Origin of the sequence: Massilia violaceinigra, assembly GCF_002752675.1 — a bacterium.
Lineage (GTDB): Bacteria > Pseudomonadota > Gammaproteobacteria > Burkholderiales > Burkholderiaceae_D > Telluria_A > Telluria_A violaceinigra.
This window is the reverse complement of the sequence record NZ_CP024608.1, coordinates 5,247,866-5,260,527: the sequence shown is the minus strand read 5'-3', so window position 1 is coordinate 5,260,527 and position 12,662 is coordinate 5,247,866. Positions and strand designations below refer to the sequence as shown.

Genomic DNA, 12,662 nt, shown 5'->3' with positions numbered 1-12,662 from the left:
TCAGCCGGCGTGCTCGCGCAAGCCGTCGATATTCATGATCGTGACATTCCTGCCCTGCACGCCGATCAATCCATGTATGGTCAGGTCGCCCAGAATGCGCGAGAAATGTTCGGGCGTCAGGTTCAGGCGCGACGCCACCACCGCCTTGCTGACCGGCAGGGTCACCTGCGCGCCCTGCCCGGTCGCCTCGTCCTGCAGCAGGTAGCCGATCACACGCTGGGTGCCCGACTGCAAGGCGACCGATTCCAGGTCGCAGATCAGGCCGTGCATGCGCCGGCTCAGGCCGGCCAGCATCTTGCGGGCAAAACCCGGGTCGTGCGCGATGCCGTCGAACACCGCTTCCTTGGTCACGTGCAGCAGCAGCGAATCGGCCAGCGCCGTGGCCGAGACGATGTAGGGCTTTTCCATGAACATCAGCGCTTCGCCGAAGCTGTGTCCTGGGCCGATCAGCTCGATGATCTTTTCCGCGCCGTTGGCCACCCCGGCGGCCAGCTTGACCTGGCCGAAAATCACCAGATGAAAGCCTTTGCAGGTATCGCCGCGCTGGAAGATGATGTCGCCGCGCGCCACGTGGCGCTCGCTGGTGCCGGCCGCGATGGCGTCCAGCTCGGTCGGCGACATCGCATCGAACAGCGGCAGCCGCGCCAGGAAGGTCTGGGGCGAGAAACGGGTCTTTTCCATGACCGCTCCGGCTATCAGCACGGCATGTCCGCACGGCGCCGCGCGTAGTACCACCACGTGACCGCGATGCACGAGACGTAAAAGCCGACGAAGCCCCACAGTGCCGCATCCGGACCGCCGGTCAGGGCGATCGAGGTGCCGTAGCACTTGGGAATGAAGAACGCGCCGTAAGCCGCCACCGCCGAGGTGAAACCGAGCACCGCCGCGCCTTCTTTATTGGCGTCTAGAATTGCCTGCTCCTTGGCGGCTTGGCCCTTGCCTTCGGCTGCGCGCTGGCGTTCGGTGAGGAAAATCACCGGGATCATGCGGAAAGTCGAGGCATTGCCCACGCCGGTACCGGCGAACAGCAGCATGAACATCCAGAAAAAGCCCATGAAGTTGCCCGCCGCGCCGCCATGCGGCAAGAACTGGATCACGCCGATCACGGCCCCGATCATCAGCACGAAGGTCCACAAGGTCACGCGCGCGCCGCCCAGCTTGTCGGCCACGATGCCGCCCGCCACCCGCGCCAGCGCCCCGACCAGCGGTCCGAGGAAAGCGTAGTCGAGCGGATTGACATCCGGGAACTGGGTCTTGATCAGCAGCGGAAAGCCGGCCGAATACCCGATGAAGGAACCGAAGGTGCCGGTGTACAGCCAGCACATCAGCCAGTTATGCTTGCGCTTGAAAATGATGGCCTGCTCCGAAAACGAGGCCTTGGCCGAGGCCAGGTCGTTCATGCCGAACCACGACGCGAGCGCGGTGAGCGCGATGAACGGTACCCAGATGAAGCCGGCGTTCTGCAGCCACATGGCCTTCGAGGCGCCGCCCTTGACCCACAGCTGCGATTCGCCGCCCAATGCGCCGAACACGCCGGCGCTAATCACCAGCGGCACCACGAACTGCACCGCCGACACGCCCAGGTTGCCCAGGCCGGCATTCATGCCGAGCGCGTAGCCTTTCTGCGCCTTGGGATAGAAAAAGCTGATATTCGCCATCGACGAGGCAAAATTGCCGCCGCCAAAACCGCACAGCAGGGCCAGGATCAGCATGATCGGGTAGCTGGTGTTGACGTCCTGCACCGCGAAGCCGATGCCGATGGCGGGAATGAGCAGCGAGGCGGTCGAGATCGTGGTCCACTTGCGCCCGCCGAAAATCGGCACCATGAAGGAATAGAAGATGCGCAAGGTCGCGCCGGACAGGCCCGGCAGCGCGGTCAGCCAGAACAGCTGGTTGGTGCTGTATTTGAAGCCGATATTGGGCAGGTTGACCACGACCACGCTCCACACCATCCAGACGGCGAAGGCGAACAGCAGTGCCGGAATCGAAATCCACAGATTGCGGTTGGCGGTCGCCTTGCCGCTCTTTTGCCAGAAGGCCGGCAGTTCGGGCTCCCAGGTGGCAATGACATATTTACTCATTTGATTTCTCCTTTAAATTAGGCGACGACAGCCAGCCGGGCCGGCGCGGCGGGCCGCCCACTGTCTTTGAAGCTGAAATGCATCCACACCAGGGACACGCACACCGTGCCGTAGAGCAGCATGAAAGCGGACGAACGCACGCCGGTCAGGTCGACCAGGGCGCCGAACAGGATCGGCAGCACGAAGCCGCCAAGGCCGCCGGCCAGCCCCACCACGCCCGAGACGGCGCCGATGTTGTCGCTGAAGTCGTCGCCGATGAACTTGAACACCGACGCCTTGCCGACCGCCATGGCCACCCCGACCACGAACAGCAGCACCGTAAACATCACCGGCGTGAGGCCGATTTGCAGCGTGGTGCTGCCGGTCACGGTCTTGATGATCATGTTGGTCTGCGGGTAGGACAGCAGGAAGAAGCAGACCCAGCACACCCACATGACCCACCAGGTGACCTTGTAGGCGCCGTATTTGTCCGAAATCCAGCCGCCGAGCGCGCGCAGCACGCCGCCGGGCAGCGAGAAGCAAGCCGCCAGCAGCGCGGCCAGGCCCATGTCGAAGCCGTATTCGGTGACGTAATACTTGGTCATCCACAAGGCCAGGCCCACATAGCCGCCGAACACGACCGAGTAGTACTGGCAGTAGCGCCATACGCGCGGGTCCTTGAGCACCTTCATCTGTTCCCTGAACGACACGCCAGCCGGCATCTTGTGGGCGGGGTCGCTGTACGTGCCTAGCCAGAACACGGCGGCGGTCAGCAGCATCGCCACCGCGTACACCTTGGGCAGCATCTGCCAGCCGAAGGCGGCGATGATGGCCGGAGCGACGAACTTGGTCAGGGCCGAGCCGGAGTTGCCCGCACCAAAGATGCCCATCGCCAGCCCGCGCCGTTCCTTGCCGAACCAGCGCGCCACATACGGCGTGCCGACCGAAAACGAGCCTCCGGCCAGGCCGACGAACAGGCCCAGCACCAGGAAGTGCCAGTAAGCGGTGGCGTGCGAGATCAGCCAGATCGGCAGCGCGGTGACCAGCATGAGGATGAAAAACACGATGCGCCCGCCGTAGCGGTCGGTCCAGATGCCGAGCGGAACACGGACCAGCGAGCCGCTCAGCACCGGCGTTGCCGCGAGCAGGCCGAACTCGGTCTCGTTCAGGCCCAGCTGCGCCTTGATCGGAATGCCGAGCACCGCGAACATCATCCAGATCGCGAAGCAGATGGTGAAGGCGAAAGTACTGCTTGCCAGCACCGCTATTTGTTGTTGATTCTTGCTAGACACGTTCTTCTCCCGGACCGATGACCTGATACAGGAAGCTTACGTGCTGCCGTAAAGCACGACTATTAGCCTGAGGGCGAGTTTCCCCCGGCAATCTGGCTAGTCTTCTAGCCCAAAAGAACTAGACAGCACACGGCAAGAAAGCTGTGTTGATACGAATCAATGATGTATTTGCGCATTTTGAGGTATAACGACAGACCAAGACTATGCGAGGCCGTCCCATGCAAGACATTGCAACACCCGATTCCAGCTGCGAACCCGGCTGCGCCACGCAGGATGCCGCCCAGCTCAATGCCAGCTGCTTTTGCGCCGGCCCTTCCGCCGCGGCACTGGCCGAGGCGCTGCAAAACGACAGCGCCGGGCCGGAAGTGCTTGCATTGATCAGCGAACGCTGTCCGCATCTGTTCGCCGCATTGCCGGTGTTCGTGTCGCCGGAACAGTCGGCGCGCATGGCGCAGCTGATCGGCGCGATCGAAGAGGTGATCGCGCTGCCGGCCTGGCAGGCCGCGGTACTGGCCGACGCACCGGCCATCGCGCGCCACGATCCGGGCGCGCGCGGCGTCTTTTACGGCTACGATTTTCACGTGGGCGAAGACGCCATCGGTCTCATCGAAATCAACACCAATGCGGGCGGCGCGCTGCTCAATGCGGCGTTGGCGCGGGCCGGCCACGGGGGCAGCGCGATCGGCGAGGCCGGCAACGGTGCGGCGCGCGCGCTGGCGCTGGAAGAGGCTATCGTCGACATGTTCCGCGCCGAGTGGCGCCTGGGCGGGCGCACTACGCCGCTGCGCACCATCGTGATCGTCGACGACGACCCCGAGAACCAGTACCTGTATCCGGAATTTCTGATGTTTCGCCAGCTCTTTGCGCGCCACGACATCGAAGCGCTGATCGTCGACCCATCGATGCTGCGCTGGGAAGCCGGCAGCCTGTGGCGCGGCGACCTGATTGTCGATCTGGTGTACAACCGCCTGACCGATTTCATGTTAGAGGCGCCCGGCCACGCGGCGCTGCGCGACGCCTACCTGGCATGCGCGGTGGTGCTCACGCCACATCCGCGCGCACACGCGCTGTACGCCGACAAACGCAATCTTGCGCTGCTGACCGACGATGCGCACCTGGCGGCGCTGGGCGTGGCCGATGAAACGCGCGCGATCCTGCTGCGCGGGATTCCGCACACGGAGCTGGTGCGGGCCGACCAGGCCGAGCGCCTGTGGCGCACGCGGCGCGAGTGGTTCTTCAAGCCGGTGGCCGGCTACGGCGGCCGTGCGGCCTACCGCGGCGACAAACTCACCAAGCGCGCCTGGCAGGACATCCTCGATGGCGACTATGTCGCCCAGGCGATCATGGCGCCGCCGGCGCGCACCGGCGGCAGCGCCGAGGCGCCGGATCAGCTCAAGTTCGACATCCGCAGCTACACCTACGACGCCAAGGTGCAATGGACGGCCGCGCGCGTGTACCAGGGTCAGACCACCAACTTCCGCACGCCGGGCGGCGGTTTTGCGATGGTGTACACCGCCAACGCGTAGCGCCCTACTTCCAGACGATGATGGCCTTGTCCGCGCGTCCGCCCGGGGGCGCGCTGTGCGCAATCAGATCCGCCAGCGTCACCCCATCGAGCACCCGCAGGTACGCCGCCGTCGCCGCCCCCAGCACGCCCTTGAGCGCGCACGCCGGCGCCAGCGTGCAGGCGTTACTCGCGGGATCGAAGCACTCGGCCATGTAGAAATCGGTCTCGCTGTGGCGCACCACGGCGCCGATATTGATCTGCTCGGGCTCGAGCTTGAGGCGCAGCCCCCCGTTGCGGCCCCGTACCGTCTCCACCATGCCCGACAAGCCAAGCTGGTACACCACCTTCATCAGATGGTTCTTCGAGATCCCGTGCACGTCGGCGATGTCCTGGATGGTCGCCAGGCGATCGCGGTGCATGCCCAGGTAGATCAGGGTGCGCAGGGTGTAATCGGTATAGGCGGTCAGTCGCATTGGCGTCGGAATGGTTGGATGGCAGGTTAAATGAGGCATCCAGTATACATCTATTGATCCAGGTGGCATCGTCAGCGGATAAAGAAGTATTTAACTTGCTTGTTTAAATAGATGTATTTAGAATCCTTCTTTAACGGAGCGGACTGTACCGCGCCGTTCTAATAACAAGGAAACCACGCCATGCACGCCTCACGCAAACTATGGACCTGGCTCGCGGTCATCTGCGTCCTGTCCTTCGCCGTCCTCGGCTGGGTCGGGACCGAGATCTACCTGAGCGCTCCCCCGATTCCACAGCAAGTCACCAGCCGCCAGGGGGAAGTCGTGTTCTCCGAAGGCGAAGTCCAGCGCGGCCAGCAAGCCTGGCTCTCGGCCGGCGGCCAGCAGCTCGGCTCCGTCTGGGGCCATGGCAGCTATCTGGCGCCAGACTGGTCGGCCGACTGGCTGCACCGCGAAGCGCTGGCCCTGCGCGAGATCTACGCCTCCAAACAGTTCGGCAAACCATTCGTCCAGTTGGACTTCGAGCAGCAGGCTGCCCTGAGCGAGCGCCTCAAGCGCGAGATGCGCGCCAATACCTGGGACGCGCGTACCGGCATCATCCTGCTCTCGCCGGAACGCGCGCAAGCCGTGCGTGAAGTGGCGGCCCATTACAGCGCCCTGTTCGGCGCCGACCCCAAACTCGACGCCCTGCGCGAGCAGTACGCCATGAGCGCCGGCAGCCTGTCCACTCCGGAAGACCTGCGCGCCCTGCCCGCCTTCATCTTCTGGTCTTCCTGGTCGGCCGCCACCGACCGTCCCGGCGAAACGGCGATCAGCTACACCAGCAACTGGCCGCACGAACCACTGGTCGGCAACGGCCCCACCGCGGGCGCCGGTATCTGGTCGATCGCCAGCGTGATCCTGATGATCGCCGCCATCGCCGCCATGATCTTCTATCACGGCCGCGCCGGTGAAGGCGACGACCCCGTGCCGCCCAAGGCCGACCCGCTGTTCGACATGAAGCCGACGGCATCGATGCGCGCCACCCGCAAGTACTTCTACGTCGTCATCGCGCTGATCCTGACGCAGGTCGGCATGGGCATCATCACCGCCCACTACGCGGTCGAAGGCCAGAGCTTCTTCGGCTTCCCGCTCGGCCAGATCCTGCCGTTCGTCGTCAGCCGCACCATCCACACCCAGTTCGCCGTGCTGTGGATCGCCACCGCCTGGCTGGCCACCGGCCTGTATATCGCCCCCGCGATCTCGGGACACGAACCGAAATACCAGGCGCTCGGCGTCAACGTGCTGTTCTACGCGCTGCTGTTCATCGTGGCCGGCTCCACCATCTCCGGCTGGCTCGGCACCCTGCAGCACCTCGGTAACGACTTCAGCTTCTGGATCGGCAACCAGGGCCTGGAATTTACCAGCATGGGACGCGTGTGGCAGATCCTGCTGTTCGTCGGCCTGCTGTTCTGGGTCCTGCTGCTCGGACGTGGCCTGCTGCCGGCCCTGCGCAAGCCATCGGAAAGCCGCGGCCTGATCGCCATGGTGTTCCTGGCTGCCCTGTGCATCGGCGGCTTCTACGCCACCTCGCTGACCTGGGGTCCGCGCACCCACTACGCCATGGTCGAATACTGGCGCTGGTGGCTGGTCCACCTGTGGGTTGAGGGCTTCTTCGAGGTGTTCGCCACCGCCGTCATCGCGCTGCTGTTCACGCGCCTTGGCCTGATTGCCGCAAGCACCGCCAACAGCGCCATCATTCTCGAAACCATCGTGTTCCTGTTCGGCGGCATCCTGGGCACCCTGCACCACCTGTATTTCACGGGCACGCCGACTTTCGTGATCGCCATCGGCGCCATGTTCTCCGCGCTCGAAGTCGTGCCGCTGGCGATGATCGGCGTTGAAGCATGGCGAAACTACCAGCGCTCGAAAGCGGCGCCCTGGGTCCAGGCCTACAAATGGCCGATCCTGTGCTTCATCTCGGTCGGTTTCTGGAACGTGGTGGGCGCCGGGCTGCTCGGTTTCGCCATCAACACCCCGATCGCGCTGTACTACATGCAGGGCATGAACATGACGGCGGCCCACGGCCACGCAGCGCTGTTCGGTGTCTACGGCATGCTCGGCATCGGCCTGATGCTGTTCTGCCTGCTCGGCCTGACCGAGCGCGCCGCCTGGTCCGACAAGCTGCTCGCGCCCATGTTCTGGTGCCTGAACATCGGCCTGGCGATGATGGTATTTATTTCGCTGGTGCCGGCCGGGATCTACCAGGCCTGGGCCAGCGTCACGCAGGGCACCTGGTATGCCCGTTCGCCCGAGGTGGTCCATTCGCCGCTGATGGAAACGCTGGTGTGGCTGCGCGTGCCGGGTGACGTGGTGTTCTCGGTCGGCTGCGCGTTCCTGGCGCTGTTCGCCTTCAAGCTCGCCACCGGGGCACGCGGCAGCAATTACGTCGTCGGCTCGGTTGTTCCCAACAAGCGCTGACACTATTTTCTCCGGCAGGTGCTTCCTGCCGGAGTTCGCATCGATTACACTACACAGGAGTATCAACATGACACACGCTGTTTCATCGACCGCCTCGATTGGCCTCTACCCGTTCGACGCGCGCGGCGTCGCCAAGCGCTTTCGCCACGCAGCCATTTTCGGTGCGCTGACCGCGCTGGAGCCGGGAGAGACCATGCGCTTTTATAACGACCACGATCCGCTGCCGCTGCTGGCGCAGATCGAGGCCCATTTCGGATCGCGCGTGACGATTGCCTACGTGGCGCGCGCGCCGGGCGAAATCATCATCGACTTCGGGATCGCCTGAACAAAAAAGGACTACGCATGGAGTACCTCGCCGTCAAACACCTGCATATGAGCTGTGCTGCGCTCAGCATCGGCCTGTTCTTGCTGCGCGGCGTCTGGATGCTGAACGACGCGCCGCAGCTGGCGCAGCGCTGGGTGAAAATAGCGCCACATTTGGTCGACACGGTGCTGCTGGCCAGTGCCCTGACCATGGTGGTGTGGAGCGGCCAGTACCCGTTCGTCCAGCCCTGGCTCGGCGCCAAGGTGGTGGCGCTGGTACTCTACATCATGCTCGGTGCGGTCGCGCTCAAGCCCGGCCGCCCGAAACAGGTGCGCGCCATTGCCTTCGGCGCGGCCCTGCTCGCCGTCGCCTACATCGTCGCGGTCGCGCTGACGCGCCGGGTTTTCATCGTCGGCTGACACCCGCCGCCAATTGCCCCGAAATGTAATCCACATCAAGGAATTTCCAGAACGCAAACCTTAGCATTCTGTTGACGACCGCTTCCGCGACGTCCAACAGAAAAAGAAAAGGTCACATCATGCGTTCGCATCCTCTCCGCCTCGCCGGCACCTGCCTTGCCACCGCTTCCGCCTTCATCGTCCTGTGCTCGGTCTCCGCCAATGCCGCGCAGCCGGCGCTGCCAGTCATCGTGCAGGAACTGGTGGCCCCGCCGGCGCTGCCGCCGCAGATCACGCGCAAAACGCCGGCGCGCGTGGTCGTCAACCTGACGGTCGAGGAAATCGAACGCGAAATCGCGCCGGGCACGCGCTACACCTTCTGGACCTTCGGCGGCACCGTGCCGGGCAAGATGATTCGCGTGCGCGAAGGCGACACGGTCGAACTGAACCTGCAAAACCTGGCCGGTAACAAGCTGCCCCACAATATCGACCTGCATGCGGTCACCGGTCCCGGTGGCGGCGCGGGGCAAACCCTGATCGCACCGGGCAATCAGGCCAGCTTCACCTTCAAGGCGCTGGCACCGGGCCTGTACGTCTACCACTGCGCCACCGCCCCTGTCGGCATGCACGTCGCCAACGGCATGTACGGCATGATCCTGGTTGAACCCAAGGAAGGCATGTCCAGGGTCGACAAGGAATACTACGTGATGCAGGGTGACTTCTACACCACCGGCGCATATCGCGCGCCCGGCCTGCAGGGTTTCGACATGCAAAAGGCGATCGACGAGCGGCCGACGTACGTACTGTTCAACGGCGCCGATGGCGCCCTCACCGGCAAAGGCACGCTGACCGCCGCCGCCGGCGACAAGGTGCGCATGTTCTTCGGTGTGGGCGGACCGAACACCGTCTCGAGCTTCCACGTGATCGGCGCCATTTTCGACAAGGTCTATACCGAAGGCGGCACGCGCTTCCAGGAAAACGTCCAGACCACCCTGGTGCCGGCGGGCGGGTCGACCATCGTCGAATTCGTGCCGCGCGTGCCGGGCAACCTGACCCTGGTCGACCACTCGCTCACGCGCGCCTTCAACAAGGGCGCGGTGGGCCTGATGGCGGTGAGCGGCCCGGAACGGCCCGACATTTATGGCAAGGGCATCAAGACCGCTTTGCCCGGAACCAAAGCGCCGCCTGTCGTCGCGAGGGCTGCGGTACCCGCCGCCACCGATGCGCAACGGCTGCGCGGCAAGGCGGTCTACGACAGCACCTGCGCCTCGTGCCACCTGCCCGACGGCAAAGGCGTTCCCGGTGTGTTCCCGCCGCTGGCCAATTCCGACTTTTTCCAGCAGCGTCCTTACGAGATGGCCCATATCGTGCTGCACGGCCGCAGCGGCGAAATGGTCGTCAACGGCGAGCATTACAACTCGGTCATGCCACCGCAGGACCTCAATGACGATGATGTAGCCGCCGTCATCAACTACGTGAGCACCGACCTCAATGCCGGCAAAGCCGTCATCACGCCGGCCCAGGTCAAGCAGATGCGTCAGGTCAAGGCCAATTGAGCGCGCCATGAATCACCACCTGACCACCTTCGCCTGCGCGGCGATGCTGTGCGGGGCGGCCGGCGCCGCCGACTACGTGGCGCTGCCCGGCGGCGAGCTGCGTTCGGTGATGCCGGCCGACGGCAAGGAAGCGCCGGCCATCGTGGCACCGTTTTCGATGCGCGCCACCGCGGTCACCAACGCCGAGTTCCGCGCGTTCGTCCTCGCACATCCGCAATGGCAGCGCGGCCAGGCACCGGCCGTGCTGGCCGCGCCCACCTTTCTGGCGGCGTGGCGCGGCGCCGCCGATCACGGCACGCTGGCGCCGGATGCGCCGGTGACCAACGTCAGCTGGCACGCGGCAAACGCCTTTTGCGCCAGCGAGGGTGCGCGTTTGCCGCGCTGGTACGAATGGGAATATGCCGCCGCGGCCGACGCCACGCGCGCCGACGCTCGCGACGACCCGCAATGGCTGGAGCACATCCTGAACTGGTACGCGCATCCGGCCAGCACGCCGCCGTCCCGGGTGCGCGCCAGCGCGCCGAACTATTACGGCCTGTACGACATGCATGGACTGGTGTGGGAGTGGGTCGAGGATTACAGCGCGCTGTTCGTCAGCGCCGACAGCCGCAGCCAGGACCCGCGCAAGGTGCTCGACTACTGCGGCGGCGCGGGGCTGTCGCTCGGCGACCGCCGCAACTACGCTGTGCTGATGCGCATTGCCCTTCTGGCCGCGATGGAAGGCGCGCAGGATGGCGGCTATCTGGGCTTTCGCTGCGCGCGCGGCGACGCCAGCCACACACCTACACCGAGACAATCGCCATGACTACCTTTAACCCCCTGCGCCGCGTCCTGCTGCGCACAAGCGCGCTTGCCGCCAGCCTGATCGCGCTCCCTCTGGCGCATGCCAACCCGCTCCCCGCCGAATCGCTGTACCGCCTGCCGGTGCCGCTCAAGGATAGCCAGGGCCGCCAGTTCGACTGGCGCGCGCTGGCCGGCCGCCCCCTGCTGGTAACGATGTTTTACGGCGACTGCAATGCGGCCTGCCCGATCATCATCGAAAACCTGCGCCGCACGGTCGATCAGATCAAGCCCGCGCCCGGGCGCCTGGCGGTGCTGATGGTCAGTCTCGACCCGTTGTATGACACGCCCGACTCCCTGGCCCAGCTGGCAAGCTCGCACAAGCTCGATCCCGCTATCTTCCGCCTGGCGGTGGCCGCCAATGAAACGCATACACGGGCGATGGCGGGCGCCTTGCAGATCAAGTACCGCGCCGTCACCAACGGCGAAATCAACCACACCACGCGCGTGTGCCTGCTCGACGCGGGTGGCAAACTGCTGGCCAGCAGCACCCAACTGAGCCCTCTGCCAGATCCGGCCTTCGTTGCGCAGATCCGCCTGGCTCTTAAATAAGGGGCGACTCAAGAAACGGAGATCAGTTAAAGGCACACACGCAATGAATTGCAGAAAAAATTGATAACGTCGACACCCAGTATGGAAGATTGAAAGAGCCTGTGCTCGCCCGGCAGGATTTTTTGGGTCAATGGTTGCGCCAGTTCCAATCCGTTTTCACTGTTGGTCAGCATGACAAAGCCGTCTCCGGTTCGAACGGAGGCAATGGCGAATGCGCGATAGCCCGTATTGTTACCCCACTGCCAAATATAAGCGTCATCGGGACCATGCTCAATTCCCCAGCTTAAGCCCCAGCTGAGCCCGAGGCTTGGGTCGACCGTGACGGGTGATGCGGTTATCTGTTTCATCACATCGTCATCGTTAAGCACCTTGACGAGAAATTTCCCATAATCCGCCGCGCTGGTGTGGAGAGAAAAAGCGGCGTTCGGGCTTTTTAAATCCAGCGTGGCCCTGGGTGCTCCATTCGCTTTCGTCCCAGGCAGAAGGTGTTTCGCGATTCGTTCGTTCCGTACGTAGTCGCTGTCGTTCATGTCCAGGGGCTTGAATACCTGCGATGTCATGAATTGATCCAGCGGCTGACTGGTGACCGCCTCCACAGCCCGCTGCAGCAGCACGTAGCCTTCCCCCGAGTAATTCCATTTTATTCCGGGAGTCGAGTCGACACTCAGTGGCCCGGAGGCCCAATTGGGCAATCCTGAGGTGTGGTTCAGAACCATCCGGACAGTGATAGCCTGAAGTCGCGGGGCCGTCACCAGAGCGGAAGGCTCGGCTTTCAACGGATCGAATTGGTGCCGATAGCCCTGCGGCAGATACTTCACGACCGGCGCGTCAAGCTCCAGTTTTCCTTGCGCTACCAGCTTCAGCACCGCATACGCAAAGACCGGCTTACTCAGCGATGCCGCTTGAAAAACGCTGTCCGCATTCAGCGTGGAGGCAGGCAAGCAACCCGTCGCGGAATCGATTGAATCAAGCTGTCGGTTCTTGATGACGGCGACCGCCACAGCGCAAACATGGTGCCTTTCCGCAAGAACTTTCAACGTGTCGTGCAAATTCGCCGGCGCCAAATCGGTCCGCGTGGAAGAAGCACATCCGGACAAGAATAGGGATACAACCGGCATCAGAAGCAAGCAGCCGGCATGGCCGGCGAAAAAGGCACTTCGATTGGACGTCAGCACGCGTGAGGGTCGCATGAGCACCTTTTCATATCAAGACTCGCCGTAAAA

General features: G+C 63.9%; 12 protein-coding genes. 7 read left to right on the top strand and 5 right to left on the bottom strand.

Going from position 1 to position 12,662, the window contains the following annotated elements; translation table 11 throughout:
• The 3 genes from CR152_RS22720 to CR152_RS22710 are packed head-to-tail and all read right to left on the bottom strand — an operon-like array spanning position 1 to position 3,352.
• Positions 1-681 (bottom strand): Crp/Fnr family transcriptional regulator, encoded by a 681-nt coding sequence (locus CR152_RS22720; protein WP_099878757.1) that lies wholly within the window; start codon positions 679-681, stop codon positions 1-3.
• 14 nt (positions 682-695) lie between these two features.
• Complete coding sequence (locus CR152_RS22715) at positions 696-2,081, bottom strand: NarK family nitrate/nitrite MFS transporter (RefSeq protein WP_099878755.1); 1,386 nt, start codon at positions 2,079-2,081, stop codon at positions 696-698.
• 17 nt (positions 2,082-2,098) lie between these two features.
• A complete protein-coding gene (locus CR152_RS22710) occupies positions 2,099-3,352 on the bottom strand; it encodes an MFS transporter (RefSeq protein WP_099878753.1) in 1,254 nt (417 codons plus the stop codon).
• 218 nt (positions 3,353-3,570) lie between these two features.
• Between CR152_RS22710 and CR152_RS22705 the strand changes: the two genes are divergently transcribed.
• Positions 3,571-4,878, top strand: coding sequence for a hypothetical protein (locus tag CR152_RS22705; protein ID WP_099878751.1), 1,308 nt, complete (start codon positions 3,571-3,573; stop codon positions 4,876-4,878).
• 4 nt (positions 4,879-4,882) lie between these two features.
• On the opposite strand, the gene CR152_RS22700 is transcribed toward CR152_RS22705, so the two are convergent.
• A complete protein-coding gene (locus CR152_RS22700) occupies positions 4,883-5,332 on the bottom strand; it encodes an RrF2 family transcriptional regulator (protein WP_099878749.1) in 450 nt (149 codons plus the stop codon).
• Positions 5,333-5,512: 180 nt separating this feature from the next.
• On the opposite strand from CR152_RS22700, the gene CR152_RS22695 reads away from it, so the two are divergent.
• From CR152_RS22695 to CR152_RS22670, 6 genes are all read left to right on the top strand, one after another.
• Entirely contained in the window at positions 5,513-7,789 is a 2,277-nt protein-coding gene (locus CR152_RS22695; RefSeq protein WP_099878747.1) for a nitric-oxide reductase large subunit, read from the top strand.
• A gap of 67 nt (positions 7,790-7,856) precedes the next feature.
• On the top strand, positions 7,857-8,114 hold the full coding sequence (locus CR152_RS22690; RefSeq protein ID WP_099878745.1) for a DUF2249 domain-containing protein: 258 nt from the start codon (positions 7,857-7,859) through the stop codon (positions 8,112-8,114).
• A gap of 17 nt (positions 8,115-8,131) precedes the next feature.
• A complete protein-coding gene (locus CR152_RS22685) occupies positions 8,132-8,512 on the top strand; it encodes a SirB2 family protein (RefSeq protein WP_099878743.1) in 381 nt (126 codons plus the stop codon).
• A gap of 119 nt (positions 8,513-8,631) precedes the next feature.
• The gene (gene nirK / locus CR152_RS22680; RefSeq protein WP_099878741.1) at positions 8,632-10,047 is read left to right on the top strand and encodes a copper-containing nitrite reductase; all 1,416 of its coding nucleotides are present in this window, start codon (positions 8,632-8,634) and stop codon (positions 10,045-10,047) included.
• Positions 10,048-10,054: 7 nt separating this feature from the next.
• Complete coding sequence (locus tag CR152_RS22675) at positions 10,055-10,852, top strand: formylglycine-generating enzyme family protein (RefSeq protein ID WP_099878740.1); 798 nt, start codon at positions 10,055-10,057, stop codon at positions 10,850-10,852.
• On the top strand, positions 10,849-11,439 hold the full coding sequence (locus CR152_RS22670; protein WP_099878738.1) for an SCO family protein: 591 nt from the start codon (positions 10,849-10,851) through the stop codon (positions 11,437-11,439). The genes CR152_RS22675 and CR152_RS22670 overlap by 4 nt, the downstream gene beginning before the upstream one ends.
• Before the next feature lie 26 nt (positions 11,440-11,465).
• Here CR152_RS22670 and CR152_RS22665 read toward each other — a convergent pair whose 3' ends face one another.
• Positions 11,466-12,629, bottom strand: coding sequence for a serine hydrolase domain-containing protein (locus CR152_RS22665; protein WP_099878736.1), 1,164 nt, complete (start codon positions 12,627-12,629; stop codon positions 11,466-11,468).
• Positions 12,630-12,662: the final 33 nt, after the last annotated feature.